Consider the following 26,433-nt stretch of genomic DNA (forward strand, 5'->3'; position numbering starts at 1 on the left):
CAGTGTACAAACACGCAATCGTTCGGCGACCGGGCAACAGCGCGCGGCGCGGGTTGACTTCGGTTGATCGCGGCAAATTGGACTTTGCGCGGTTAATGGAACAACATCGTCATTATGCGAACACGCTGGCGCGTCTTGGATTGGAGATTATCGAACTTGAGGCGTTGGAAGAATTCCCCGACGCCTACTTCACCGAGGATGTCGCCATCGTCACGCCGGAAGCAGCGGTGATCATGCGCCCTGGCGCGGACTCCAGGCGCGGCGAGACGTTACATATCACCGATGCGCTGGCGAAATTTCGGCAGTTAAAATATATTACTGACCCCGGCATCGTGGACGGCGGCGATGTTTTGATTATGGAAGCGATGCGGCACTGTATCGTCGGTTTGTCCGCACGCACCAATCAACCCGGCGCCGAGCAACTTTGCGGCATATTAAGCGAGTATGGTTACCGAGGCGATATTGTGGACTTGGGCGTAGATGCGCCCGAGGCTTTGCACTTTAAATCCAGCGTGAATTTTATCGACTCACATACCTTGCTGGTGACCCAATCCTGTTTTCATCTGGACTGCTTATCCGCTTACAGAAAACTGGTTGTGCCCGAGGGTGAGGAATATGCCGCCAATGTGGTGTGGATAAACGGGACGATATTGATTCCTGACGGTTATCCCGGGACGCAACGCCTGCTCGAAGAAAATGGTTTTCAAACGATTGAGATGCCGGTATCGGAAATTTCAAAAATGGAGGGCGGTTTAACCTGTTTGTCGTTGCGCTTGACATGACGGCGCGGCAGTTTGTTATGATGCGTAACCATGACTGAGAGTTTCGATTACATCATCGTCGGCGCTGGTTCCGCAGGGTGTGTCCTGGCTAACCGGCTAACGGAAAACCCCGATGTTTCGGTATTGTTGCTGGAATTTGGCGGCCAGGACAACAGCATTTTCCTGCAAATGCCAACCGCGTTGTCGATTCCAATGAGTACCGAAAAGTTTGCCTGGCAGTTTCACACCGAACCTGAACCGTACCTCAATAACCGATCGCTGCATTGCCCGCGGGGAAAAGTGTTGGGTGGCTCGTCTTCGATAAACGGCATGGTCTATGCGCGCGGCCATGCCATGGATTACGAGCAATGGCAAGACAGCGGCGCCACGGATTGGGGCTATGCGAATTGCCTGCCATACTTTAAAAAAGCGGACGATTGGAAATGGGGCAGCGACGACTACCGGGCCGAGGGCGGGCCTTTGGCGGTGAACCAGGGAAATGAAATGAAAAACCCGCTTTACCGGGCGTTCATTGATGCCGGGGTGCAAGCGGGTTATCTATTCACGGAAGATTACAACGGCCATCGTCAGGAAGGTTTCGGCCCCATGCAGATGACGGTCAAAAATGGTGTGCGCTGGTCAACCGCAAACGCCTATTTGAAGCCGGCCATGCAACGGCAAAATCTAAAAATTGTCACCCATGCGCTAACCCGGCGCATCGTCATGGACAATAAAACCGCCAGCCACCGGGCAAAAAAAACCGCATGGGGAATTGAATACCAAATCGGCGAACGGATTCATACGGTTGAAGCCAAAAAAGAAGTCATCCTCAGTGCCGGCTCGGTAGGCTCGCCGCAACTACTGCAAATATCAGGCATCGGGCCGGGGGCAGTATTAAAGGCAGCCGGTGTTGAGGTGATACACGATCTTCCCGGCGTCGGAGAAAACCTTCAGGATCATATTGAGTTTTATTTTCAATTTAGATGCAAACAAAACATCACGCTGAACGGCAAACTGGATCTATGGAATAAATTCCTGATTGGCGCGAGGTGGTATCTGTTCAAAAGCGGATTGGGCGCCACCAATCACTTCGAATCGTGCGCCTTTATACGCTCCAAATCCGGCATAAAAGCGCCCGATATTCAATGCCACTTTTTGCCCGCGGCCATGCGCTACGATGGCAACGCCGCGTTTGACGGGCATGGATTCCAGGTTCATGTCGGGCATAACAAACCCGAAAGCCGCGGCCGGATCAGAATTAAATCAGCGCAGCCGTTGGACAAACCGTCCATCCTGTTCAATTATCTGCAACAGGAAAGCGACCGGGAAGGATTTCGGCAGTGTGTCAGACTAACGCGGGAAGTCATGCAGCAGCCGGCCATGGATGAATATCGGGGAGCGGAAATACAGCCCGGCGAAGCGGTGGTCAGCGATGATGAAATCGATGCCTATGTGCGACAGGGCGTGGAAAGCGCCTACCATCCGTCCTGCACCTGCAAGATGGGAACCGATGAGATGGCGGTGGTTGATCCTGAAACCCGAGTGCATGGCATCGACCGATTGCGAGTTGTGGATTCGTCTATTTTCCCGCTCATCACCAACGGCAATCTGAATGCGCCGACCATCATGGTCGCCGAACGCGCGGCCGATATGATCAAGGGAAAAGGCATGCTCGTTCCTTCCAGTGCCGCAATTGGCTTGGCCGATAACTGGCAGGATAGCCAACGCTAAAAGTCAACGCTTCACCTTGTATTCGTCAGGACAACGATTGTTTAATCGACCGCGCGCCATGACCAAAACCTGCATTCTCCCCGAATTTTTGGACCAGCAAGCCGCAGATGCGGCGAAAATCCTATACGGCATTGAAGGCACGATCAAACGCCTCAATGGCGAACGCGACCTGAATTTTTTGATCACATCGGCGGCGAGTCAATCGCAACAGCGGCAAGTCGTTTTCAAAATCGCCAATAGCCAGGAAAACGCGGCCATGCTGGAATGTCAGCATGACGTGTTTACCGCAATGGCTAAAGTGGACCGGGGCGATGGCGCAGTAGCCGCGCCGAAAACCATTCAATCGGTCAATGGCAAGTCGGTCGAGTCGGTCATTTCCGCAAGCGGAGAACAACACTTTTGCCGCGCCGTCGGTTTTGTTGCAGGCCGCTTGATGTCCGCGGTCAATCCGCACACCGCCGAGTTGCTCGAGAGTTTGGGCGAAACCGTCGGCCAGGTTGACCAGGTTCTCGCAGATTTCAAGCATGACGCTATCGAAAGACCCTTGTTGTGGAATATGAACGATGCGGTCGAAATTCTGGAAAGATATAAACCGCTGCTGGGCGATGACAGCAAAACCGAGTTGATCGCTCTTTTCCAGAATCGTTTTATCCGCAGGGTACTGCCGCTAGCGCATCAATTACGTTTCGGCGCGATTCATAACGATGCAAACGGCGACAATGTGATTGTTGAAGGCGGCCCGTGGAACCAACGGGTAAAGGGAATCATCGATTACGGCGATATGGTGTATTCATGGATCGCGGTGGATCCAGCCGTTGCCGCGGCCTATGCCATGCTGGACAAGCATCATCCGCTGGATGCGGCCGCGTCCGTTATCAAAGGCTACTGCCGAAAATTTCCGTTAACCGAGGTTGAAATAAGCGTTTTGTTCGAGTTGATGTGCATGCGCTTGTGCCTGAGCGTTTGTATTTGCGCCGAGCAAAAATCGCAGTCCCCGGACAATGAATATTTACGAATTAGCGAGCAATCCGCATGGCGCGCGTTGGCGCAGTTGCAATTAATCTCCGCGGATTTCGCGCATTATTTGTTTCGCGATAGTTGCGGGTACGCGCCGGTGCCGACCACGGCGCGGGTGGTGTCATGGCTGCAGTCCAATTCTGAACAATTCAAATCTATCGTAGAGGTTGATCTCAGGGCTGACCCACTGCTGATTCTGGATGTCAGCGTCGGCAGCGCGCAAATGCCGAATCCGGCCGAAACGATTGATCCCGTGCGCGCCGCGAAAAATATATTGCGAGCGATTGAAGACGCGCAATGCGTCGCCGCCATCGGTAAATACGACGAGTACCGATTGATATACAGTGCCGAGGATTTTACCGATGCCACCGGTCACCGCCGCACCCTCCACCTTGGCATTGATATCTTCATGCCAGCCGGATCAACGCTATACGCGCCACTAGCCGGAAAAATTCACGGCGTTGAAAATAATCACGACGACTTGGGCTATGGCGGCACTTTAATCCTGGAGCATCTGGTTGATGGTAAGGATGGCGCGCTAAAGTTTTATACCTTGTATGGCCATTTGAGACCGGTCTCGTTAGCGCACCACACTATTGGAGATGCCGTCGCACCGGCTCAAAAGATTGCCGAATTGGGCGACATCCACGAAAACGGCCATTGGCCGCCGCATGTTCATTTTCAAATTATCACCGACATGCTCGGGCAAACCGATACCTTCGTCGGCGTTGGCAGCCATGCCCATCGAAATATTTGGCTGAATTTATGTCCCGATGCGAATATGATTCTAGGCATTCCGGGCATCCCGGATTCCCGGTTAAATCCGCATACCAACGACCCGGACAAGATCGCTGAAAGCATTGCATCGAGCAGGGCGCAATCGCTTAGCCCGTCACTCAGCCTTTCCTACCGGCAACCCATTCATCTGGCCCGCGGCAGTATGCAGTATTTGTATGACTATAGCGGGCAAAAATACCTCGATGCGGTTAACAATGTAGCGCATGTCGGCCATTGCCACCCGCAAGTCGTGGAAGCGGCGCGGCGGCAAAGCGGCGTATTGAACACCAACACCCGATATTTATATTCGCAGATAGAAAAATATTCTGAACGTCTGCTGAATAAGTTCCCTGACCCATTGAGTGTTTGTTTTTTGGTTAACAGCGGAAGCGAAGCCAACGACTTGGCCTTGCGCTTGGCAAGACACTATACCCGCCGAAAAGATATCATCATTCTCGATCACGCTTATCACGGCAACCTCGCCAGCCTGATCGAGATCAGTCCGTATAAACACAATGGACCAGGAGGAGCGGGCGCCTCCAGTCACATTCCCCCCAGTCACATTCATATCGCAACGATGCCGGATCGCTATCGCGGCCCCTATTCCAGCGAAGCCAACGCGGTGCTGGAATACGTGGATTCGGTAAAAGACGCGCTGCAAAGCGCGGAAAATCAGTCCGGCGCCGCCGCATTCATCGCCGAATCAATACTGGGCTGCGGCGGCCAGATGGTGCTGCCCGATGGTTATCTTACGGCCGTGTACGAACAGGTGCGGGATTTTGGCGGGCTTTGCATTGCCGATGAAGTGCAAACGGGTTTTGGCAGAGTGGGCAGCCATTTTTGGGCTTTCGCCTCTCAGGACGTGATTCCGGATATTGTGACTCTGGGCAAACCGATGGGCAACGGTCACCCGCTGGCCGCGGTCATCACCACGCGGGAAATCGCTGATGAGTTTAATAATGGCATGGAATATTTCAACACCTTCGGCGGCAACCCGGTGTCCTGCGCCATCGGCGACGCGGTGCTGGAGGTGATTGAACATGAGCAATTGCAACAAAATGCGCTGCGTGTCGGCGCGCAACTGCTGGCGCAACTGAGCGAGTTGAAAGCGCGTTACCCCCTGATTGGCGATGTGCGCGGGTTGGGTTTGTTTATTGGAATAGAATTGGTCGATGACCGCGAGTCCTTGCAGCCGGCCGCCGAGCAGGCCGATTATATTGTGGAGAGAATGAAGCAGGAGGGGGTGCTGATTAGCGCGGACGGGCCGTTGCGCAATGTGCTGAAAATCAAACCGCCGTTATGTTTCACCGAGGAAAATGTGGATCAATTTACCTCCACATTGGAGCAAGTGTTGAAAGAGGATTTTGCAACGACTGTAATGGGCGCACCGTAAGGGAGGGTTTATAACCGGTTTGGCTTTTGTCGGATGAGCTTCCCGCTTTTTATAATGTCGCGGCTACGCCGGTGTCTCACTTCAAATCAATGGAAAGAAATCTGTATTTTCACAGCGGCGTAGGCTCAAGTTCGGGTTCGTTGGTTTTCAGTTTTTCCTTGCGCTTGGCGACATAGGCTTGCAGGGCCTCTCGAATCGCCGGGTCGGTCGGTGGCTGCTCAAATTCATTGAGCACGCGCTGCCAGGTTTCGGTCGCGCGCATGGTGGCGTCCTTAGCCCCGGCCAGCACCCAATTTTCATGGTTCTGCCAGTCACTCAGAAAGGGCTGGTAAAACGCGGTTTTGTATCGCTCCAGGGTGTGCGCGCAGCCAAAAAAATGACCGCCCGGCCCCACTTCTTCGATCGCTTCAAGACCCATTTCGGCAAGATCAATTTTGATCGGTTCGAGCATGCTGCTCATGTGCTGCAGCATTTCACAATCCATCACAATTTTCTCGAACGATGCGACCAATCCGCCTTCAAGCCAGCCGGCAGAATGGTAAATCAAATTGCCATGTCCCATGACCGCGCCCCACAACGCCATTTGCGTTTCCCAGGTAGCCTGTCCGTCCACGGTATTGGAGGCGTTGCACGCGCTGGTTCGATAGGGCAGGTTGTATTTGCGCGCAAACTGGCCGCCGGCCATGTTCGCAAGCGCGTTCTCCGGCGTGCCGAAGGCCGGTGCTCCAGAGCGCATATCCACATTTGAAGTGAATCCGCCATACACCACCGGCGCGCCGGGACGGGTCAACTGCACCAAGGATATGCCCAGCAAAGCCTCGGCGTTTTGTTGCACCAATGCGCCGGCCATGGTCGCCGGCGTCATTGCCCCCATTAGCGTGAACGGCGTCACCGCAACCGCTTGACCGAGCATCGCCATTTGCATCGCGCCGTAAGCCATTGAGTCATCCAGTTTGCGCGGCGAGTTGATGTTGATGTTGGTCAGCACCGCGGGGCTATCCAACATCTCATCGAGGCTGAGACCGCGCGCAATGGCGCATAGTTCAACCGCATCGCGTGCCCGCCCGCCGCCGATGCCGGTGGCAAAAAACACTTTGTCTGACAGGGTTAAATTGAGCAGCGTGGTATCAAGGTGGCGATTGTTGGCCGGCAGGTCGATGGGCGCGAGCGCTTGATTTCCGAAGAATGTCAGTACATTAAAGTACTGACCGAAACTAATGACCTTGCGGTAGTCATCGATATTGCCAGCGCGCCGACCGTGGATGTTATCGTGAACATTGGGCGGCCCGGATACCAGTCCGAAATTAATGGCATCACCGCCAACTCGCACCGCATTTTCCGAATTTCTCGGCATCAGCGTGAATTCAGCAGGTGCTTTAGCAATGGTTTCCAGCACCAGCCCGCGTTCCATTTTCACAATGCCATCCGCATCCACAACGGCGCCGGCCTGGCGAAACCGCGCCAGCGCCTGGTCGCCGAGAACTTCAATGCCTTGTTGTTCAAGCAGTCGCAGCGAAGCATCGTGGATTAATTCGACCTGCTCCTGATCCAGCGGCTCCACCGGCGCGAAACGGTTACGCAACTTTTTACGTTCGAGTTGAGGCAAACCGATGGCAGCGACTTCTTGCTGCGCTGAAGCACGACGGTGACGGTTTCTACGGCTGGATTGGCGCGCCATTTTCTGCTTTGATTAGATGAATCATTGGCGCTTGCATGACTCGATCAACGAAAGCCGCCAAGTTTTACATTCGCCGTTTTGCATTCACCGATACGTTTTTCCAGAATAATGTTCCAGACCGCGGAAATAAATATTCCGGCCAATCCAAGATAAACCAGCGCCTCGTTCCAAAACACATACCAGGCCGCGAAAATCAAAATGCCGGAAAGCAGGGCGATCGTTAACGATAACTTAAATCGAGTTCTTTTAAAGCTGATGACCGCAAACACTAAACTCAACCCAACAAATATTTGGGTAATCAAAATAAATTGGTTTTCGTATGCGGCCAAGGCGCCCAGGCCGAAAACCGAACCGACCGCAGCCAATGCAGGAAAACAAATTGGACAGCCAGCGGCCGCAACAATCGCGCCAAGCGACGGAACTTTTTCCCAATAATTTTTCATACGCATAACCTCGCCTAAATTAAAATGAATGATTTATTCAGCCGCATTAAACCCTGAATTTAAACCTTGCATCGGCAACCAGGTCAATAGCAAAGGTTGAAAATATTTTTTTATTGTTATCGCTGGATTTCCGGTGCCGGGGACTTATAATGACTGGCGATTGAAAAAGTCAGGAAAATGTCATTAAATCATTTCCATAAATCAGTTTCATAAATCAGTTTCAATGACGCAAAGAAACGCACAATAACCATTTAGCCCGATGAACATAAACATGAACATAAACCTGAAAGCAGGGACATGAAAACAAACTTGGTTTTAATGGTTGTGTTTAGCCTCTTTTCAATGCTCACAGCCGCTGCGGGCGAGCCTATTCCGCAAGCCGTTATTAATGCGGCAAATAAATTTTTGCCTGGGTTTGCCGCAGAAAATGCCGCAAGGTCGCCCATAGCGGGATTATTCCGAGTGTCTTTTGGGTCTAACGTGGTGTATATGTCCGCAGACGGTCGCTATGTGGTGGACGGCGACCTGATTGATATCGAGCAGGGCGTGAACCTGACTGAACTTGAACGTAAAAAACAGCTGGCTGAAGTGATCGAGAAAATCGGCGAGGACAGCATGATCGTGTTTACCCCTGAACAAGTCAAAGGCACGATCACGGTTTTTACCGACATCACCTGCCCGTATTGCGCGAAACTGCATCGCGAGGTGCCGCAACTCAACGAAAATGGGGTGAAGGTTCGGTATCTCGCCTATCCGCGTGCCGGCATTCCTTCTGCTGTCGCCGACGACATGGCCTCTGTATGGTGTGCGGATGATCCCCGCCAGGCAATGACTGATGCCAAAGCCGGGCTGCCGATAGTACAGAAACAATGCTCAAATCCGGTTAGCGCGCACTATGAGTTGGGCGCTCAGATTGGCATCAGAGGCACCCCGACGATCATTCTCGAAGACGGCAGCCGGCTGGGCGGGTATGTGCCCTACCAGCAACTTGCTGAGGCCGTACAGCAAGCGCACGCGGCAGTGATACCATAGCGGTTGGCATCATGCGACAAAAGAATGGTTATCTATTCCGCCCCCCGCCTTGATCACACCCCTCGCCATTCCCGCTTTTTATCATGTTGCAACTTGCGCCGTGGGTGTTTCACTGGATTATCGGCCCAGCCCAATAATGACGGGCCCGATAATGACGGACTAAGCAAAGTTTGTCATTCCAGTTTGCGCGGGAATGACCAGCGGGCCGATGCAAGCGGTCGGGTTGCCGTTGCCTTTATAGTGAACAATTGAACTGCGTGGCATGTTGAGTGGCATGTCGTCTTGACGCGCATACCGCATCCAGATTGTATAATGGTGTTTCTTGACTTAATGCATGCTCAAGTGTAATGAACCGCAAAATTCGGCGCAAATCGACTGCCCCGACCGCTATCAAGTGCACGATGACGGGTTAAGGGTGATCGCGCTCACTTCGGTATCCGTGCTTGCCAATCACGGCGAAACAGGTTGACAAGACAGGTTAGCAAGACAGGTTGGAATGATGAAATCTATTGACGCTGAGCAAGTGCATCGTATCTGCGAGTTTTCCAGGCTTATCGATCGGCTCGCGCAATTGCATCAACAGCCCACCGATGAGATGCGTGATTTACTGCTGACCCAGCCCGCCGCAGCCGCATCGCCCGAGATGAACAATTCGTTTTTCATCCGTGCCGCGTGGCAGCATGATCGCGTTATGGGCGCAAAAATTATTTCCATCATTCCCGCAAATTCCGCCACTAATCTGCCCGTGATTCAGGCTGTTTACGTGTTGCTGGATGGTCAAAATGGTTTGCCCTTGGCGGCCATCGATGGCACCGTGATGACCTACTACAAAACGGCCGCAGACTCAGCCTTGGGAGCGCGTTATCTGGCCCGACAAGCGGTGGCAACCATGCTGATGGTGGGCGCCGGAGCTATGGCGCCCTACCTGATTAAGGCCCATCGAGCGGTGCGGCCGTCCATCAGCAGAATTTTGTTGTGGAATCGAACGACCCGTGGCGCCGTTGATTTGGCCGAGCGTTTAAACAACGGTGAAATCGAAGTCGAAGCAGTCGAGAATCTTGCCAACGCGGTGAAGCAGGCCGACCTGATATGTTGCGCGACGCGCACTACCGCGCCATTGATTAAGGGTCAATGGCTGCGAGCCGGCACGCATGTCGATTTAGTGGGCGCTTTCACGCCGGATATGCGCGAAGTCGATGATCAAGCCATTAGACGCAGCCGACTATTCGTTAATTCTCGTCTGACCACCATCGGCGAGATCGGCGAGCTCATGATTCCCATAAAAAACGGCGTGATTAACGCAGATGATGTGCTTGCTGATCATTACGATTTATGTCAGAACAAACATCCCGGCCGAACCTCTGACCAAGAGATAACCGTATTTAAAAACGGCGGCGGCGGTCATATCGATTTGATGACCGCGCGGTTTATTTACGAACACTCGTAGCGATTAGCCGAGCGTTCTTGTGGTTGCGCATTGCGCCGTTTGACCGTAAAGTTCAAAAATCCAAACCCACATAACACGCGAGAAATACACATGCCAGATGATAAAGTTTATGCCGTAGATAGCGGAATTGCTGAAAATGCGCACATCGACAACCCGCGCTATTTGAAAATGTACCAGCAATCGGTGGACGATCCACAAGGATTCTGGGCTGAGCAAGCCAAGCAGTTTGTGAGTTGGTATCAGCCTTGGGAGCGGGTCATGGATGTGGATTTTCATGCGGCGCGCATTAAGTGGTTTGAAGGCGGCACGCTCAACGCCTGCTACAACTGCGTCGATCGGCATCTTGCCGCGCGCGGCAAGCAGGTGGCGATTTTGTGGGAAGGGGACGAAATAGATATTGATAAATCAATCACTTATAACGAGTTATTCAAGTTAGTAGCGAAGTTTGGGAATGTGCTGAAATCGCGCGGCGTGAACAAAGGCGACCGCGTGTCCATTTACATGCCGATGATCCCCGAAGCCGCGGTGGCGATGCTCGCCTGCGCGCGCATCGGCGCGGTGCATTCGGTGGTGTTCGGCGGCTTTTCTCCGGACGCCTTGCGCGACCGAATACTGGATTCGGATTGCCGCGTGGTCATCACCGCCGATGAAGGCCCGCGCGGCGGCAAGAATGTGCCGCTGAAGGAGAATGTGGAACAGGCGTTGGCGGACTGTCCTGAGGTGCATACCACCATCGTCGTGCAGCGCACCGGCAACCCGGTGACCGGTAGCGCGCAACGCGATGTCTGGTATCACGAAGCCATGGCCGAGGCCTCCGCGGACTGCCCGCCGGAGGTCATGGATGCCGAGGATCCGTTGTTCATCCTGTACACCTCCGGTTCTACCGGCAAGCCCAAAGGCGTATTGCACACCACCGGCGGCTACCAGCTATACGCCGCCATGACGCATAAATATGTGTTCGACTACCACGATGGCGATGTGTATTGGTGCACCGCCGATGTCGGCTGGGTGACCGGGCATTCGTATATCGTCTATGGCCCGCTCGCCAACGGCGCGACCACGATGATGTTCGAGGGCATTCCGACCTATCCGGACGCCGGGCGGTTTTGGCAGGTGGTGGATAAGCATAATGTCAATATTTTTTACACCGCGCCCACCGCATTGCGGGCTTTGATGGGGCAGGGCGATGCGCCGGTGAAAAAACACAGCCGTGCCAGTTTGCGCCTGCTCGGCACCGTGGGCGAACCGATCAACCCGGAAGCGTGGGAATGGTATTACCATGTGGTCGGCGACGGGCGTTGTCCGATAGTGGATACCTGGTGGCAGACCGAAACCGGCGGCATTATGATCACGCCGCTGCCGGGCGCGACCGCGTTGAAACCGGGTTCGGCGACGTTGCCATTTTTCGGCATTCAGCCGGCGTTGATGGACGCCGACGGCAACGAACTGGAAGGCGCGGCGGCCGGCAACTTGGTGATCAAGCAATCCTGGCCCGGACAGATGCGCACCATCTACGGCGACCACGAGCGCTTCTGTGAGACCTATTTCAAAACCTATCCGGGTTACTACACCACCGGCGACGGCGCGCGCCGCGATGCAGACGGCTACTACTGGATCACCGGGCGGGTCGACGATGTCATTAACGTTTCGGGCCACCGCCTCGGCACCGCCGAAGTGGAAAGCGCGCTGGTGCTGCACGAGCAAGTCGCCGAAGCGGCGGTGGTCGGCTACCCGCACAAAATCAAGGGGCAGGGGATTTATGCGTATGTCACGTTGATGGTTGGCACCGAACCGAGCGAACAGTTGCGAACCGAATTACTCGAACTGGTTAAAAAAGAAATCGGCGCCATTGCCAAACCGGATGTGATTCAATGGGCGCCGGACTTGCCCAAAACCAGATCCGGAAAAATCATGCGCCGCATCTTGCGCAAGATCGCGGCCAACGAACTGGGCGACCTCGGCGACACCAGCACATTGGCCGATCCGGCCGTAGTCGAGGAATTGATTGAGAGTAGGGCGGGGTGAGGCGCAAAGATGAAAACATGCCGACTTTCGTGCTAAATAGAAATCTCGACTGTGCTTTTGCCATAGAAACCTATCCCTCTCAATATGAAGACGAGGTTGGGACAGAACACTGGAACGAAGAGGTTGAACTGATGAATTTGCGCAAGTGCGTTAAGGAAAAAGGATGCCTCAATCAAACGCAATTATTTGCTCTTGCGCATTGGAAGTCGCCGAGGAATGTATGGCATATTGAAAACAATGATGATGAGTATGTGCAGAAAGTGACCGAGTTTGCGTTATCGACAACAAGCAAGCGAGCGCGAATTCAATCGCTAACCGTGCTTGATGGCGTGGGCTGGCCGACCGCATCGGCAGTGCTTCATTTTTTCCACAACGATCCTTACCCGATTTTAGATTTCAGGGCGTTGCGATCCGCCGGCATCGACACTGTTCCATCAACATACAAATATGAATTCTGGAAAAAATATGTCGCATTTTGTCGCGCTACCGCGAAAAGCTACGGAGTATGCATGAGAACTTTAGACCGCGCGATGTGGTGTTATGACAAAATTACTAACGGTTAAAAATCGCGACTATCACGAATAAAAAACGCGGCGACTCTGGCATGGCCACGCGGCTTTTATATTGCAACATTGCAAGTATCAGAAAACCTTAACTAAACGTCGCTTTCAGTGCAAAGAAAATCAAGGCGGCGAGGATGCCGCCGACGGGCAAGGTGATTAGCCAAGAGACGAAAATTCCGCCGACAACTCTGAGATCGATGGCGGCGATGCCGCGCGCCATGCCGACGCCGATGACGCCGCCGACCGCGATTTGCGTGGTGGACACCAGCTTGTGTAGGTTAATATTCATTGGGTAGCCTCCGATTGACATAGTTGATGCCTGACATACTACCCGGCGAGTATAATTAATCAGGCGGGACTGTACACGGAAGCAGGAATTCCGTCAATTACTCGTCCCGCGTAGCGGGACACATTAATGAATCCGTGAACAAAGAGATGGATATTTTTGATATGATTTGCCACATCGCCTTTGACCAGCCGCCACTCGCTCGTGCCGAGCGCGTAAACAATGTCAAAAAGCGGGATTACTTTACTCAGTACGGCGAAAGATTGATTGAGTTTAATCGCCTGATTAAAGAGACCATCTCTGATGGGTTACAATGGAAAATGTTCCAAAAATAATTGAGCAAGAAATATGGCCAACATCTCCGGCATCGTAGAATCAGCACACAAAATCATGCGTCAAGACACCGGCACAGGTAGCGATGAATTGCTCGATATGTTGCATCAATCCTTCGCCAAGGGTGATAAATTGCTGGAGCAGTTACGTAAGGAGTTGGTGTAGTGGGCGCAATACCAAGTTTTCATGCTGATATAAAGCAGATTCTGGAAGCCGCCCGGAACCGGGCGCATTCAGCCATTAATGCTGCCATGGTCGAAGCCTATTGGCTCATTGGAAAGCGCATTGTGGAAGAAGAGCAACAAGGCGAAAAAAGAGCAACATATGGCAAAAGGTTGTTGGAAAATCTGTCCATTGATCTGGGTCAAGAATATGGTAAAGGCTTCTCATATGCCAATCTTAGAAATTTTCGCCAATTCTACCTGACCTACCCCGGTCAGAAGATTTGCTACACAGTGTGTAGCAAATTGAGCTGGAGTCACAACCGTTTGATTATGCGTGTGGATGATCCAAAAACGCGCCAGTATTATTTAACTGAAGCAAGTGAACAGCAATGGAATGTTAGGCAACTTGAACGAAACATCAAAAGCCATAGTTATCAACGCTTACTTTCTTCACAAGAGCAAATATCCCACACCGAACATAAAGCAGAAAACACGACCAAACTTGATTTTATCAAAGACCCATATGTGCTGGAATTCTTGCAACTACCCGAACAAACCAAACTCAAGGAATCCAGGCTAGAGCAAGCCATCATCAATGAGTTAAAGAATTTTCTATTAGAAATGGGCAAGGGTTTCTCTTTTGTTGCCCGACAAATGCGTATCAGCACCGAAACCAGCCATTTTTATATTGACTTGGTGTTTTACAACTACCTGCTTAAATGCTTTGTCATTATTGATTTGAAAACTGGCAAGCTCAGTCATCAGGATATCGGTCAAATGGATATGTATGTGCGGCTGTTTGATGACTTAAAACGAGGTGAAGATGACAATCCGACTATTGGCATTATTCTCTGTGACAACAAAGATGACACTATCGTTAAGTATTCGGTGCTCAAAGAAAGTGAACAGATTTTCGCCTCCAAATACCGGAGGATATTGCCCAGCGAGGAAGAACTGATTGCCGAGATTGCGCGCGAGAAACGGTTGATTGCGGGGATGGAGTGATAGCAATTTGGCAAAAAACAAAATTAGGCGAAATTGCGCGTAAGCCGTAAGGGCGCGCATCATCCGCACGCGCAACTCCCTGCACCGTCATTCCGTGCTTGACACGGAATCCAGTCAATTATTCGTCCCGCGTAGCGGGACACATTTAATGTCAGCGGCTATCGCCGCAAGGAATCCGGCTACGCCGGATAGTTGTCTTACTGGATTCCAGCGTGCGCTGGAATGACGGTGTTAAGTTAAAATACGGTGCAGGTCATTTCGCGCGGGAGCGAAATTGCGCGTAGCCCGATAATGACGGTTGATGGTCAATCGTTACTGCCACGAAGCGCGCCATGTCATTTGACCCCGGCCGTCATTCCTGCGGAAGCAGGAATCCAGTTAAATACTCGTTCCCCGCTTCCGCGAGGACAGGCTCCGCGTAGCGGGACACATTAATGAATCCGGCTACGCCGGATATTTTTTCTACTGGATTCCGTGTCAAGCACGGAATGACGGTGTAGGTTGAAATACGGTGCAGGTCATTTCGCGCGGGTACGAAATTACGCGCAATTCAGTTAATAATGAATCTGCTAATTGGTCATTCCTGCGGCAGTAGGAAACATTAAATAAAAATCGCTTTCAACATGAAGAAAATCACCGCGGCGAGGATGCCGCCGACGGGCAAGGTGATTAGCCAGGAGACGAGGATTCCGCCGACCACTCTGAGATCGATGGCGGCGATGCCGCGCGCCATGCCGACGCCGATGACGCCGCCGACTGCAATTTGCGTGGTGGATACCGGCAAGCCGGTGCGCGAGGCGATGACAATGGTTGCCGCGGCGGCCAGGGTTGCGCAGAAGCCTGTGGTGGGCGTTAACGGCGTAATTTGGCTGCCGATGGTTTGCATGACGCGGTAACCCATGGTGGTCAACCCAAGCACGATCCCGCCGCCGCCCAATAATAATATCCACACCGGAATGGCCGCCTTTTGCGCCAGTTCGCCGCCGGATTGAATGATGCTCACGACTGCGGCCAACGGCCCGATGCCATTGGCGACATCATTCGAGCCATGCGCGAATGCCATGGCGCTGGCGGTGAATAACATCATTGGGGTGAATACTTTCTCCACGCTAGCGTAGTGAAACTCCCGGTCGGCGTTGGCGTCGATTTCTATTTTGCGAATCAATAGCCAACTGATCAACGAGACGAGGCCGCCCACGGCAATGGCGACGACAAAGCTTTGGGCGATGGAAAGTTCGATGTTCAAATGCTTTAAGCCTTTGAAAACGGTGACCAAAGCAACGATAAACCCCACCATGAAAACGTACATCGGCGCCCAGCGTTTTGCCATTTCGAATGGGCGCTTTCGGTTCAGAATGAGCGCGCGGATGCTGATCATAAGCAAATACGCCAGCACGCCGCCAACCAGCGGCGACACAATCCAACTCGCTACGATGGTACCGATCTTTGCCCATTGCACCGCCTCCACGCCGATGCCGGCGATGCCAAAACCGACGATGGCGCCGACAATGGCGTGGGTGGTGGAAACCGGCCAGCCTTTCCATGACGCCGCCAGCAGCCAAATCGCCGCCGCCAGCAACGCCGCCAACATGCCGAATACCAATATTTCCGGTTGCGAGGCGATGGAAGAGGGATCGATAATGCCTTTGCGAATGGTTTTTGTGACATGGCTACCGGCCAGAAATGCGCCTGCGAATTCGAAGATTGCGGCGATGATAATGGCTTGCTTGACCGTGATCGCGCGCGAGCCCACGGACGTACCCATCGCATTTGCGACATCGTTTGCGCCAATGCCCCAGGTCATAAAAAACCCGAATACAATCGCAATCGCAATCAGTATGGGGCCGTATTGAGCGAGTATTTCCATAGGTAGCAGGGCAGGGGATTAAAAATGGGAAGCGTTTTGAAAGCGATTTTTATTCAGTGTTTCCTACTGTCGCAGGAATGACCAATTAGCAGATTCATTAATGTGTCCCGCTACGCGGACGAGTATTTTACTGGATTCCGTGTCAAGCACGGAATGACGGTCCTGAGATAAATACTCTACACCACAATTAAACCCAAAACCGTCATTCCAGCGCATGCTGGAATCCAGTTAAAAAATATCCGGCATAGCCGGATTCATTACGGCGGGGACAAATGACGACAAAAGGCAGGGACACTTGAATTAGCGTGCAATAAACAGGCGAATTCGATCGCCCACCTTTTCCGCATAGTCTGCCAGATCGCCGATCCATTCGATAATTCGATACCACATAATGACCGATACCGGATCGATGGTTGATTCCAGGCTAAACAGGGTGCGCGCTAACTCCAATTCCAGTGCGTCAGCGTCATCTTCAATGGCATTCAATTCATCAACCATTTCTTCAACCTGCCGGGCATCATGTCCTCGAAACCCGGTTTCCAGCAACGTATCTAACTCTTCGATAACTTTCAACGATTGTTCGCAGACTTTCACGCTGGTCTTTGCCAATGCAACCAATGGTTTTTGCATCGGCGCCGGAATCTTCATCTGCCGCTCAAACAGCAACTCCGCAATATCTTCGGCAGTATCCGCGATGCTGTCCTGGATGTGCAGCACTTCCAGCAGGTCACGGCGATCAACCGGCATAAACAAGGATTTTGGCAGTCGGCCTCTAAGAGAATTTTTGATGCGGTCGGCTTCGCTTTCCTTATCGAAAATGCGCTGTTTTATCGCTTGAAACTCAGCATCGTTTTCTCCGCATAACGCCTCAAGCAGGGCCGGGACTTCCTGCGCGCATTCGACTGCCGCGCGCATATGTTCTTGAATGGAAACCAGTGGCGAGCGTTTGACCAAATTGGCCAGCGGGTTGGAAATTTTATAAATCATTGAACATCTCTGAATTTTGGTGCGTTGTCACGGACAACCCGGATACGAACGGTAAAATCGATAATCATTTTTGATTATTGCAAATTTAAGCCCGGAATGATGCCGTTGGCACCGTTTTATTTGTCAGTCAAATTAAGGCATGGCATGGCATGGAAGCAGGGCAAAGCATGCGGTATTTATCAGCGTGTTGTTGTCCGAAAACTCATATTCTGTCGGAATCCACCCAAATATTTAATACTTTACATAATATACATTATACGAAGTCAAATAATAGAGCAGAATATCACATATTTACCTTATTATATAAATAGTTAAATGATATTTTTATTGTATTACTTTATAAAAATAAATAACTACAAATTGCCATTTTTATTTGCGATGTTACGCAGATGCGCGATTCTATTTTGCGCTTCAATGAATATTCTGGCGACCTGCGGGTATTTTGTTTTTATGCTGTTTTCCAGTTGGGTTATGGTTCGTTCCACATCGCCGGCGGAAATATGGTCATGAAAATCCAGGCTGATGTTCAGCAGCACATCTTCCGGTCCCATGTGCATGGTCAGTATCTCATTAATACTGAGAATATCCGTTTCATGGCTTAAAATTAAGCGTATCCCGGACACGACTTCGTGGCTGGCGGCCTCGCCAATCAACAAACCTTTGCTCTCATAGGCCAGCAGCATCGCGGTACAGCTTAAAATTACCCCGATAACAATGGATGCCAAAGCATCAAATAGCGCGTGACCGAGCCATTGGGTCAACAATAACCCGATAAATGCCGCGAGTAAGCCCAACATGGCGGCGCTGTCTTCAAATAATACCGTAAAAACAGTGGGGTCCTTGCTCGCCTGCATGGCCTTGAAATAGCCCATTTTCCCCTTGTGTTTGCGAAATTCCCGAAAAGCGACCGTCCAGGCAATCCCTTCGAATATCATGGCCACGCCGAGGACGACGTAGTTGATATAGATGCGCTGAATCTCCCTGGGACTGTTAATTTTAGTAAATCCTTCGTACAGCGACACCCCTGCCCCGATGGCGAAAATTAATATCGCCACGACAAACGTCCAGAAATAGAGTTCCATGCCGTAGCCGAATGGATGCCGTTCATCCGCCGGCTTGGATGAACGCTTCATGCCCCACAGCAACAGCCCTTGATTGCCGGTATCGACAATGGAGTGCACCGCCTCGCTCAGCATGGCGGAGCTGCCGGTTACGGCAGACGCAATCATTTTTGTGACGGCAATGAGCGCATTGCCGACCAGGGCCGCGATCACGACCCACTTCGATCCGGATTTTGGTTTCAACTATGCGAGAATGGCGACAGGCGAGGACTGTTCATGAGGGAATGTTCATGCGGGAATTTTCATATTATCTCTGCGTCTATTTTCCAGCGAACACCAATCCATGTCAAGAAATGATGACATTCGGCTTCTAATCAACCGCATATAAATGCCCTTATTTTTGAAAAACTGTGATAGGGTTAAAATAAATCAAATTCACACCCACTAAAAAGAGAGGCTAAAAATGAATAATGATACACCATCCATAACCGCCAAGAGCGGCTTTTGGGCCGGAATGCATCCCGGCATGGGGCTCGCTTCCAAGGGCATGATCGTTGCGTTTGTTGTTTTTACCGCGCTCAATGTCGATTTGGCAGGCAACTTTTATGCTGCGGTCCGGGGTTGGATCGAGGCGTCGCTTAACTGGTATTACATCACCGCGGTCACCGTAATGTTGTTCGCTTGCTTCTTTTTAATGTTCAGCCGCTACGGATCGATCCGCCTCGGCGATGACGACAGTCGACCGGAATTCAGGAATTTTTCATGGTTTGCGATGTTGTTTTCAGCCGGCGTCGGCATCGGCATTTTGTTTTTCGGCGTGGCCGAGCCGGTGTTCTATTTTGACAACTCGGCTGGTTTCGGCTACCCCAACAACCCCTACGCCGACCAAATCGGGGCGACCGCAATGAACGAAGCGCGCGCTGTTGCGGCCATGCGTGTCACTTATTTTCACTGGGGCTTTCACGGCTGGTCCGTGTATGTGGTAGTCGGATTGTCGCTCGCTTATTTCGCCTATCGCCGCAAACTGCCGCTGACCTTGCGCTCGGCCTTGTATCCGATTCTCGGCGACAAAATATACGGCCCGATTGGTCACGCCGTGGACTTGCTGGCGGTGTTTGGCACCGTGTTTGGCGTCGCCACTTCGCTTGGATTGGGTGTACAACAGATGGCAGTCGGCTTAAATCATTTATTCGGCATAGACCCCGGACTGGTAACGCAGATTGTGCTGATCGGGGTCATTTCCGTGATCGCCACCCTGTCCGCGGTTTCTGGCGTCGGCAATGGCATTCGCATCATCAGCGAGTGGAACATTTATCTTTCCATTGTGTTGCTGGCGTATTTTATGTTCGCCGGCCCGTTCCAATGGCTGATGGGCTTCTTTGTCACCACCTACGGCGATTATCTGTGGAATGTGATTCCCATGGGCTTTCAGACTTTTAACTCCGAAGGCGCGGCCGCATGGCAAGGCGGCTGGACCATATTTTACTGGGGATGGTGGATTTCATGGGCGCCGTTCGTCGGTATGTTCATCGCTCGCATCTCGCGCGGACGCACGATTCGCGAGTTTATGGTTGGGGTGATGTTTGTGCCGACCACCATCGCCTTTTTCTGGCTGTGCATGTTCGGCGGCAACGCGATTTATCTCGAGTTGCAGGCCGCCGCCGCGGGCGGTAGCGCTGGCATCGCGGAGACCGTGATGGCGTGGGATCTGCCGCAGGCGCTGTACAGCACCATCGATCAAGTCAGTTCGATAAAATGGCTGAGCTGGGCGATGGCCGCGCTGGCGACGCTTTTGCTGGCGACCTGGTTTATTACCTCGTCCGATTCCGGCACCTTGGTCATTACCACGATGCTGAGCATGGGGCACGATAATCCGCCGAAAAAGTTCCGCATTATCTGGGGCATGGGCGAAGGTCTTGTGGCCGCCGTGTTGTTGTCCGTCGGTGGCTTGAAGGCGCTGCAAACCGCCTCCATCGCCGCCGCCTTGCCGGTCAGCATCATTATGTTGCTGATGACCTGGGGCTTATTCAAGTCGCTGGCAACCGACCCGTTCATCACTGGCAAGTCGGCGGCGTTGGAGGACGCGGCGGAAACTTAACCGCCGCCAATCCGTTCAAACAACCTCGCCGCAAAACATCGCGGCGGGGTCGGCAATACTTCGTCGCCATTCACTAACTCGCCGCTGGACACCGCTATGAAACTGAAACGCTTGCTATTACTCGCCGCCGCCGTTGTTTTGCTTAGCGATTGCTCGCCGGATAATGATACTAACGATAAGATAATTTCACAGACCGATACACCGTTGCATAAGGCGGTAAAAGAAAACGACCACGATACCGTAGCCCGGCTAATTGCCGCCGGTGCCGATGTCAACGCCAAGGGAGAGAAGGGGTTGACACCGTTGCATTGGGCGGCACACGAAGACTCCTCTGATGTCGCGTACAAGTTGATTGCCGCCGGTGCCGATGTCAACGCCAAGGGAGAGAAGGGGTTGACACCGTTGCATTTGGCGGCATTCCAAAACGCCCACTGGACCACGGCTCTGCTGCTTCTCAAGGATGCCGATGTCAACGCCAAGGACAATAAGGGGTTGACACCGTTGCATGCGGCAGCATCCGCAAACGCCCACGCGGGTGCGCTAATCTTTGCTGGTGCCGATGTCAACGCCAAGGACGATTTTGGGTGGACGCCGTTGCATATTGCGGCAATAAGCAATGCCTACGAAACCGCGGCTCGGCTGATTGCCAAGGGTGCCGATGTCAACGCCAAGGACAGGGAAGGAAAGACGCCGTTGTGGTGGGCGGAAGACAACGAAAACTACAAGATTGCGAGGTTTCTCCGCAAACACGGTGCGACCAAATAACCGCTTTTCAATATATAATATGGGAATAACATACATAAATCCACATTCGGTTTATTTTTTAGCCGATTTTACCCAACGAACAGGTGCGTTCATTTGCGCCGCTGTTGGTTTTCGATTGACCAGTTTTTCTGTGCATATCGGTTGAATGTGGATTGTTCTACCCTGAAAACCGATCATTGTAAAGGCTTTGTATCTTATTGGTTTAACTAATAAATCACGGTATTGTGTGGATTTATGTATGTTATTCCCTATAATATACTGTCAATAAAACACTACGAGGATAATTGAAATGCCAAATACATATGCAATAGGTGATGTTGTTCAATTGAAAACTAGAAGTCCAATAATGACAGTTACCGAAGTTAATGAAGAGAACGGAGATATTCAAACTACATCGTTTGAAGGCAGTATCCGACATATCGATCACTTTCCATCTGAAGCACTAGAACTCGTAAAAGAAACTGCTAAGTAATCGGCTCTATCGGTTGCCCGGAAATCGCGGTGGAGGGTTTGCCGTCCACGCCTACAGGAACCTCGCCTTGCAGGGTGATGCGATAAAACTGCCGGTCAAAATCGGAGTCAAAAATATCGGCCGGCGCCAAGTGCGCGGTGGCGCGGTTATCCCAAAACGCGATGCTGCCCTGCTCCCACTTAAATCTCACGGTGAATTCGTTGCGCACCAAATGCCGCCACAACATCTCCAGCATGGCGCGGGATTCGGTGGGCGATAGCCCGACTATGCAATCCACAAAATCCGGGCTGATATATAGAAGGCGCTCTCCGGTTTCCGGGTGTATGGTAACTAGCGGGTGCTCGGATATAAAAGCGGTCTTGCCTACCTGTTTTTCATACTGGTCGGCGGTGTTTTCGGTAGCCGGGCCGACGCTAGGGGCGTATTGATGCACGCAGCGCAGCGTGTCCAAAAAATTCCGCAGCGCCGGCGACAGCGATTGATAGGCTTTGGCGGCGTTCGTCCAATGGGTATCGCCACCGTAGGGTGGCACCACAACGCCGCGTAGGATGGAAGCAAAAGGCGGGTTGATGGCGGCGGTAATATCGGTATGCCAGTTCGTCCAGCTATGAATAACGGGCGCCCGACGGGCATTGGCGGTGCGGTGTTTCGCCACCGAATAAATTTCCGGATACGTTTCATCGCTGCCGAATATCACATGCCCCGGCGTCGGCGCGCCAAAGTATCTGGCGAAGCGAATGTGTTGCGGGTGGTCTAAATTTTGGTTACGAAAAAAAATAACCTTCCACTTCAATAACGCCGCGCGAATAAGGTTAATCGTGTTTTCATCGAGCGGTTGCGTGACATCAACGCCATCGATTTGTGCGCCAATATGCAAGGTAAGCGGCGTAATTGTCAGTTCGGTCATTCTCTAGTTGTCTCTGAGTTTGGCCATGAATTTGCCAATGAATTTAGTGCAGGAAGTGTAACGGCAAAAGGCGCTGAGTGTTCATCATATGGCTAACACCATGGCTTGATTGTTCCTTCTGGCGGCTTTTTTAACGCCCTTCCTTTGCGCCTTTTCTATGTTCTTTCAGATTCTGCTTGCGGTGTGCTTATTCTAATTTTTTAAAGATCCGTTTGCCTGTTTCTTTTTTATCATCCGATAGCCGACCGGGATGACATTTGAGTTAATCCTTAAAGGTTGTTTTGATGATGTTAGTTTACCCGTCTGGGTATGATTTTGTTGGATTATGCAACGGTTTATAATGGTAACTCTAATCATGATCAATAGGTTCTATTGTGAAACTATCCTCTGCACATGATACTAAATATTCTGTGCCACACTTAATAAAGCCTGCTGACAATGGATTTATAGCTTTAGGGTTGTGTACTGTAAAGAAGTCTACACCCCATTTATTTCTCGGCAAAGCATCAGCAGCATTTGCATACGCATAAATAACTGCACTAATGTGCGCGAATTCATCTTTTAAAAATGAGCTTGTGCTGATTAGTTTATTTCCACATTTTGTTTGCTTTTCTACACCGTTATGATAGACGTGTTCGAACGATACTTTATTTTTTATTTTAGATCTACGCGCAACTAGTTGCATAGGTAACAAGGTTTCCACAATCGGAGGAACACCATCTTCAGCAAAACGTGGTATTCGTTCGTTTTGCATTCCACCTCCGTGAATACAAATGACAATCGGCTGAGATGGTTTAATCCTTTTCGTAGCCATGTAACACTTGGTTTTCTTTGATTTGTTGGAAAAAACGCTACTTAGTCTAAGAATAACTTTGTTGTGGGGCGTGTCTTTCGCTCCTATACTCTGTTTTTCAATAGAATTTGGATTACTTTTGTCACCGTCAGTAGCAGTAACCACCTCTGCCCAGCAGTTTAAATTCTCCAGAAAAAAATCAGGGCCTGTATCCGACGGATGTGTGACCTTGAAGCCATTTCTCTCTATAAAAGTCGCAGCAAAATACATTTCTGCATAGCGAGCATGAAAGTTGTGCTTGATCTGTGCAGCAAAATCTTCATCAAGAACATGTTGAGTTAAGGAGTACAACTCTTCAACATGTTGCCTCATGAAATCTGGTGGACGACCCTGAACAAGCCTGCCCGTCCGTTCTTCTTGAACAGCATTGTATGCGGGATCTTTTGCGCTTCGATCATGTTTGAGTAGTGTCATGATTAAACTGGATTCCCTAGATTAAGGTATTAATGTAAGAAAACAGCTAAAAAGTTGCATATTTTAGTCTGCCAATATTATACCCCAGAATGACTAAACAGATACGGGCCTCCAGGTCGGGTTGCCACCGAATACAATCCCTCAGCGCGCTTAAATGCTTTCCAATTCCCCGGGAACCTGCACCCAAAATATATGTGACGACTTTAGATTTCTGCTAGAAATTAACAAATATATATGAGGATTAAACTATGAAAAAGTTTAAAGTTATCTAAGATAGACAGTTACCAAACTTGCGGCGTATATCCTAATCCATCGTCTCTGGGGTGCGCGAATTGTTCTCTTTCGCTGGAATGTGATGATGCGCAATTTTAGGCGGCGTGTCGTGAAAGCCAACCTCGTCCAAAATCTCATACGGAATGGCGACCGCGGTTGCCATCACTCCTCCGGGCTGAATGTAAAGTATTTCACACCCCTTTTAGCCTCCGCGCCCGGCAGGCTAATAAGATATTCCCTTAAACTTCCCGAGAATAGGTTATTCTGCGCCACAATTTTTTTAGTAGCGGAGCGGCGGGGGCAATCAGCAGCAGCATTCCATTGTCGATGAACTTGAAGCCAACAGCCGCGATGAAGCACCTGGTGTTGTACATCTCATGACCCGCCATTGGCGACCGCATACGCTTCGGACGACGGCTTTGGCTTTCCAAGCCACGCCAGCCGTGCTGTTGATAGCGTTTTAACCAACGGTAGTAGGTCGCCTTCGACCAGCCGATGGTTTTCAGGCATACGTCGTGCAGCCTGCTGATTTGAGTTCGCATAGAGTTCCAGTTTCTTTATTCGGGCGATGGCTGCTTCACTGGCGGTATCGGCAATCGCCCAACTGCGGTATGATTTGATACGCAGGTTTTTGATCTGCAACGGGTAGTATCCTGTGATTTAAGTGAAAAAGATTTCACCTTAGACTCCCCGATTTTCTTAACTAATAAAATCTCATTTGTATCTGAGCCCAGACAATGCCAACTCATCCCCTGAACTCTTCATGCTTTTCATACATATCCGGATCGGGATCAATCTCCACGACCTTGCCATTACGCCTGACAATCACTCCGGTACCGGTCTGATGTGCAACCAGATGGGCGCGCCGGACGGCTCGCATGAGGGCGGCCATTATACCCTGGGTGTATAAATCGTCTCGATGCGTGGGGTTTGTTTCAGGAGTTTTTTTCATGAGCGTTTTTCTGTTTGAGTAGAACAGGTATTGCGCCACTATTGTTATACCAATGCCAGTCGTCAACGCAATGCCGATACAGCGTCTCAAAATTTTTCAATCCGTTATCAAACCGACGGCGTATTACGGCTTCCGGAACATTGTGCCCGCCCTGCGCCACGCGCGATTTTACCCGATCAATCGCCTCTTCGGGTGTTGCGAGCGATAAAAAAATTAGTTTGACTTGATAACTTTCGGCGCGCCACTTTTTTATTCGTTTTACATACCCGCGCCCGGCAAGCGTTGTTTCAAAGGCAAAACTTTCACCTCGTTTTGCGTGGTTGTTGATTTCTTTCGACATCAAACGTCCGGCGCGAACTACGGCAACTTCCGGCAGAAAAGGGGATAACCCCCCGGCAATAAGGTCAGCGTTGACAAAGATCGGGCAACTCGATTCCTTCGGCAGATATTCCTGCGCGAAAGTCGTTTTGCCGGCGCCGTTTGGCCCGGCGATAATGATGATTTTCTTGTCGCCGTTCATATCTCCAAACCCGCAAAGTTCTTTTTGATCTTTTTCGCCAGCGTGTTTGCTTCGGTGTTGATGTCTTCCAACTTCTCGTGAATTTTCCGCATTGTTTTCCCGAAATCAAAATCGTTATCCGCTTCTTCCGGCGCAACACCGACACAGCGGCCGGGGGTCAGACTCCAGTCGTTGGCTTTAATCTCGGCGCGCTCCACCAGTTTAACCAACCCTTCCACATCGCGGAGTTTGGCATCGGGGAAATGCGCGGTGAGCCAATGCGCTTGCCGCCAGAAGTAACGCACTTGCTTGAGTTGCTCTACCGCCAGTTCGCGAGATTCGCCGGCCGATTTGCGCGCCCATATGCAAGGTAAGCGGCGTGATGACAAGGTCGGGCATGATGATGCTGAAAAGTTAGCGATGAAAGTTGACCGCAAAGTATAACTTGAAACGACGCGAAGCGACGCGATGGTCGCGCCCTGTCCTGCGCTGCCCCCAAATCACGCCCATCCGCCACCATCGCTGGTGTCAAAAAAAAATCAAAATAGGCACATTTTAGGCTATACACCCGCATCAAAATGCCCTATATTCCCCCTCGCAACCACTGGACGAAGGCCCGCCTTGCCGGGT

24 protein-coding genes and 3 pseudogenes are annotated in these 26,433 nt (G+C 51.3%); 13 read left to right on the forward strand and 14 right to left on the reverse strand.

Annotation, left to right across the window (positions count from 1 at the left end):
- Window positions 1-2: 2 nt before the first annotated feature.
- Genes ACP158_RS08615 through ACP158_RS08625 form a run of 3 tightly spaced genes read left to right on the forward strand, consistent with a single transcriptional unit; the run spans window position 3 to window position 5,679 of the window.
- Window positions 3-782 carry a dimethylarginine dimethylaminohydrolase family protein gene (locus ACP158_RS08615; protein ID WP_424945750.1) on the forward strand — a complete coding sequence of 260 codons (780 nt, stop codon included), beginning with the start codon at window positions 3-5 and terminating at the stop codon, window positions 780-782.
- Between the two features lie 30 nt (window positions 783-812).
- Window positions 813-2,492: a choline dehydrogenase gene (gene betA, locus ACP158_RS08620; protein ID WP_424945751.1), complete on the forward strand. Its 1,680-nt coding sequence runs from the start codon at window positions 813-815 to the stop codon at window positions 2,490-2,492.
- Window positions 2,455-5,679 carry an aminotransferase class III-fold pyridoxal phosphate-dependent enzyme gene (locus tag ACP158_RS08625; RefSeq protein WP_424945752.1) on the forward strand — a complete coding sequence of 1,075 codons (3,225 nt, stop codon included), beginning with the start codon at window positions 2,455-2,457 and terminating at the stop codon, window positions 5,677-5,679. Before betA ends, ACP158_RS08625 begins: the two co-directional genes overlap by 38 nt.
- Before the next feature lie 109 nt (window positions 5,680-5,788).
- Here the strand turns inward: ACP158_RS08625 and ACP158_RS08630 are convergent, their stop codons facing one another.
- Window positions 5,789-7,357: a trimethylamine methyltransferase family protein gene (locus ACP158_RS08630; RefSeq protein ID WP_424945753.1), complete on the reverse strand. Its 1,569-nt coding sequence runs from the start codon at window positions 7,355-7,357 to the stop codon at window positions 5,789-5,791.
- 44 nt (window positions 7,358-7,401) lie between these two features.
- Window positions 7,402-7,800 (reverse strand): MerC family mercury resistance protein, encoded by a 399-nt coding sequence (locus ACP158_RS08635; RefSeq protein WP_424945754.1) that lies wholly within the window; start codon window positions 7,798-7,800, stop codon window positions 7,402-7,404.
- A 342-nt stretch (window positions 7,801-8,142) separates the two neighbouring features.
- On the opposite strand from ACP158_RS08635, the gene ACP158_RS08640 reads away from it, so the two are divergent.
- From ACP158_RS08640 to ACP158_RS08660, 5 genes are all read left to right on the forward strand, one after another.
- Window positions 8,143-8,832: a DsbC family protein gene (locus ACP158_RS08640; protein ID WP_424945755.1), complete on the forward strand. Its 690-nt coding sequence runs from the start codon at window positions 8,143-8,145 to the stop codon at window positions 8,830-8,832.
- A gap of 334 nt (window positions 8,833-9,166) precedes the next feature.
- Window positions 9,167-9,301 carry a hypothetical protein gene (locus ACP158_RS08645; protein WP_424945756.1) on the forward strand — a complete coding sequence of 45 codons (135 nt, stop codon included), beginning with the start codon at window positions 9,167-9,169 and terminating at the stop codon, window positions 9,299-9,301.
- 30 nt (window positions 9,302-9,331) lie between these two features.
- On the forward strand, window positions 9,332-10,279 hold the full coding sequence (locus ACP158_RS08650) for an ornithine cyclodeaminase family protein (RefSeq protein ID WP_424945757.1): 948 nt from the start codon (window positions 9,332-9,334) through the stop codon (window positions 10,277-10,279).
- Between the two features lie 90 nt (window positions 10,280-10,369).
- Window positions 10,370-12,304: an acetate--CoA ligase gene (gene acs / locus ACP158_RS08655; protein ID WP_424945758.1), complete on the forward strand. Its 1,935-nt coding sequence runs from the start codon at window positions 10,370-10,372 to the stop codon at window positions 12,302-12,304.
- Window positions 12,301-12,867 (forward strand): hypothetical protein, encoded by a 567-nt coding sequence (locus ACP158_RS08660; RefSeq protein WP_424945759.1) that lies wholly within the window; start codon window positions 12,301-12,303, stop codon window positions 12,865-12,867. The genes acs and ACP158_RS08660 overlap by 4 nt, the downstream gene beginning before the upstream one ends.
- Window positions 12,868-12,955: 88 nt before the next feature.
- Here ACP158_RS08660 and ACP158_RS08665 read toward each other — a convergent pair.
- A pseudogene (locus ACP158_RS08665) lies at window positions 12,956-13,132 on the reverse strand (inorganic phosphate transporter); the annotation flags it as partial.
- A 152-nt stretch (window positions 13,133-13,284) separates the two neighbouring features.
- Here ACP158_RS08665 and ACP158_RS08670 point away from each other — a divergent pair.
- Both ACP158_RS08670 and ACP158_RS08675 read left to right on the forward strand, forming a co-directional pair.
- Window positions 13,285-13,452, forward strand: a pseudogene (locus ACP158_RS08670) (type I restriction-modification enzyme R subunit C-terminal domain-containing protein); the annotation flags it as partial.
- 198 nt (window positions 13,453-13,650) lie between these two features.
- Window positions 13,651-14,655: a PDDEXK nuclease domain-containing protein gene (locus tag ACP158_RS08675; RefSeq protein ID WP_424945760.1), complete on the forward strand. Its 1,005-nt coding sequence runs from the start codon at window positions 13,651-13,653 to the stop codon at window positions 14,653-14,655.
- Between the two features lie 352 nt (window positions 14,656-15,007).
- Here the strand turns inward: ACP158_RS08675 and ACP158_RS08680 are convergent, their stop codons facing one another.
- The 4 genes from ACP158_RS08680 to ACP158_RS08695 form a co-directional block, all read right to left on the reverse strand.
- Entirely contained in the window at window positions 15,008-15,136 is a 129-nt protein-coding gene (locus ACP158_RS08680; RefSeq protein ID WP_424945761.1) for a hypothetical protein, read from the reverse strand.
- A gap of 120 nt (window positions 15,137-15,256) precedes the next feature.
- Window positions 15,257-16,522: an inorganic phosphate transporter gene (locus tag ACP158_RS08685; RefSeq protein WP_424945762.1), complete on the reverse strand. Its 1,266-nt coding sequence runs from the start codon at window positions 16,520-16,522 to the stop codon at window positions 15,257-15,259.
- A 300-nt stretch (window positions 16,523-16,822) separates the two neighbouring features.
- Entirely contained in the window at window positions 16,823-17,509 is a 687-nt protein-coding gene (locus ACP158_RS08690) for a TIGR00153 family protein (RefSeq protein ID WP_424945763.1), read from the reverse strand.
- A 353-nt stretch (window positions 17,510-17,862) separates the two neighbouring features.
- Complete coding sequence (locus ACP158_RS08695) at window positions 17,863-18,813, reverse strand: cation diffusion facilitator family transporter (RefSeq protein ID WP_424945764.1); 951 nt, start codon at window positions 18,811-18,813, stop codon at window positions 17,863-17,865.
- Between the two features lie 220 nt (window positions 18,814-19,033).
- On the opposite strand from ACP158_RS08695, the gene ACP158_RS08700 reads away from it, so the two are divergent.
- From ACP158_RS08700 to ACP158_RS08710, 3 genes are all read left to right on the forward strand, one after another.
- Window positions 19,034-20,668, forward strand: a complete 1,635-nt coding sequence (locus ACP158_RS08700) for a BCCT family transporter (protein WP_424945765.1) — start codon at window positions 19,034-19,036, stop codon at window positions 20,666-20,668.
- Window positions 20,669-20,764: 96 nt separating this feature from the next.
- Entirely contained in the window at window positions 20,765-21,433 is a 669-nt protein-coding gene (locus ACP158_RS08705) for an ankyrin repeat domain-containing protein (protein WP_424945766.1), read from the forward strand.
- Between the two features lie 289 nt (window positions 21,434-21,722).
- Window positions 21,723-21,905 (forward strand): DUF2158 domain-containing protein, encoded by a 183-nt coding sequence (locus ACP158_RS08710; protein ID WP_424945767.1) that lies wholly within the window; start codon window positions 21,723-21,725, stop codon window positions 21,903-21,905.
- Here the strand turns inward: ACP158_RS08710 and ACP158_RS08715 are convergent.
- From ACP158_RS08715 to ACP158_RS08745, 7 genes and pseudogenes are all read right to left on the reverse strand, one after another.
- Entirely contained in the window at window positions 21,898-22,812 is a 915-nt protein-coding gene (locus ACP158_RS08715; protein ID WP_424945768.1) for a TauD/TfdA dioxygenase family protein, read from the reverse strand. The genes ACP158_RS08710 and ACP158_RS08715 overlap by 8 nt on opposite strands.
- Before the next feature lie 349 nt (window positions 22,813-23,161).
- Entirely contained in the window at window positions 23,162-24,079 is a 918-nt protein-coding gene (locus ACP158_RS08720) for a hypothetical protein (protein WP_424945769.1), read from the reverse strand.
- A 304-nt stretch (window positions 24,080-24,383) separates the two neighbouring features.
- Window positions 24,384-24,515, reverse strand: a complete 132-nt coding sequence (locus tag ACP158_RS08725; protein ID WP_424945770.1) for a hypothetical protein — start codon at window positions 24,513-24,515, stop codon at window positions 24,384-24,386.
- A 76-nt stretch (window positions 24,516-24,591) separates the two neighbouring features.
- The gene (locus tag ACP158_RS08730; RefSeq protein WP_424945771.1) at window positions 24,592-24,894 is read right to left on the reverse strand and encodes a helix-turn-helix domain-containing protein; all 303 of its coding nucleotides are present in this window, start codon (window positions 24,892-24,894) and stop codon (window positions 24,592-24,594) included.
- Between the two features lie 203 nt (window positions 24,895-25,097).
- Window positions 25,098-25,304 (reverse strand): hypothetical protein, encoded by a 207-nt coding sequence (locus tag ACP158_RS08735; RefSeq protein WP_424945772.1) that lies wholly within the window; start codon window positions 25,302-25,304, stop codon window positions 25,098-25,100.
- Window positions 25,288-25,824, reverse strand: coding sequence for a zeta toxin family protein (locus tag ACP158_RS08740; RefSeq protein ID WP_424945773.1), 537 nt, complete (start codon window positions 25,822-25,824; stop codon window positions 25,288-25,290). The genes ACP158_RS08735 and ACP158_RS08740 overlap by 17 nt, the downstream gene beginning before the upstream one ends.
- A pseudogene (locus ACP158_RS08745) lies at window positions 25,821-26,159 on the reverse strand (SAM-dependent DNA methyltransferase); the annotation flags it as partial. The pseudogene ACP158_RS08745 and the gene ACP158_RS08740, both read right to left, overlap by 4 nt.
- Window positions 26,160-26,433 lie beyond the last annotated feature (274 nt).

This window comes from Candidatus Spongiihabitans sp. (assembly GCF_965247905.1).
GTDB lineage: Bacteria > Pseudomonadota > Gammaproteobacteria > Arenicellales > Poriferihabitantaceae > Spongiihabitans.

Excerpts from the sequence above, each read along its gene's own strand:
- ACP158_RS08730 (WP_424945771.1), bottom strand. The coding sequence starts at position 24,894 with ATGCGAACTCAAATCAGCAGGCTGCACGACGTATGCCTGAAAACCATC.
- ACP158_RS08720 (WP_424945769.1), bottom strand. The coding sequence starts at position 24,079 with ATGACACTACTCAAACATGATCGAAGCGCAAAAGATCCCGCATACAAT.
- ACP158_RS08735 (WP_424945772.1), bottom strand. The coding sequence starts at position 25,304 with ATGAAAAAAACTCCTGAAACAAACCCCACGCATCGAGACGATTTATAC.
- betA (WP_424945751.1), top strand. The coding sequence starts at position 813 with ATGACTGAGAGTTTCGATTACATCATCGTCGGCGCTGGTTCCGCAGGG.
- ACP158_RS08725 (WP_424945770.1), bottom strand. The coding sequence starts at position 24,515 with ATGGCAACCGCGGTCGCCATTCCGTATGAGATTTTGGACGAGGTTGGC.
- ACP158_RS08635 (WP_424945754.1), bottom strand. The coding sequence starts at position 7,800 with ATGAAAAATTATTGGGAAAAAGTTCCGTCGCTTGGCGCGATTGTTGCG.
- ACP158_RS08630 (WP_424945753.1), bottom strand. The coding sequence starts at position 7,357 with ATGGCGCGCCAATCCAGCCGTAGAAACCGTCACCGTCGTGCTTCAGCG.
- ACP158_RS08705 (WP_424945766.1), top strand. The coding sequence starts at position 20,765 with ATGAAACTGAAACGCTTGCTATTACTCGCCGCCGCCGTTGTTTTGCTT.
- ACP158_RS08740 (WP_424945773.1), bottom strand. The coding sequence starts at position 25,824 with ATGAACGGCGACAAGAAAATCATCATTATCGCCGGGCCAAACGGCGCC.
- ACP158_RS08710 (WP_424945767.1), top strand. The coding sequence starts at position 21,723 with ATGCCAAATACATATGCAATAGGTGATGTTGTTCAATTGAAAACTAGA.
- acs (WP_424945758.1), top strand. The coding sequence starts at position 10,370 with ATGCCAGATGATAAAGTTTATGCCGTAGATAGCGGAATTGCTGAAAAT.
- ACP158_RS08700 (WP_424945765.1), top strand. The coding sequence starts at position 19,034 with ATGAATAATGATACACCATCCATAACCGCCAAGAGCGGCTTTTGGGCC.
- ACP158_RS08685 (WP_424945762.1), bottom strand. The coding sequence starts at position 16,522 with ATGGAAATACTCGCTCAATACGGCCCCATACTGATTGCGATTGCGATT.
- ACP158_RS08640 (WP_424945755.1), top strand. The coding sequence starts at position 8,143 with ATGCTCACAGCCGCTGCGGGCGAGCCTATTCCGCAAGCCGTTATTAAT.
- ACP158_RS08650 (WP_424945757.1), top strand. The coding sequence starts at position 9,332 with ATGAAATCTATTGACGCTGAGCAAGTGCATCGTATCTGCGAGTTTTCC.
- ACP158_RS08690 (WP_424945763.1), bottom strand. The coding sequence starts at position 17,509 with ATGATTTATAAAATTTCCAACCCGCTGGCCAATTTGGTCAAACGCTCG.
- ACP158_RS08715 (WP_424945768.1), bottom strand. The coding sequence starts at position 22,812 with ATGACCGAACTGACAATTACGCCGCTTACCTTGCATATTGGCGCACAA.
- ACP158_RS08645 (WP_424945756.1), top strand. The coding sequence starts at position 9,167 with ATGCTCAAGTGTAATGAACCGCAAAATTCGGCGCAAATCGACTGCCCC.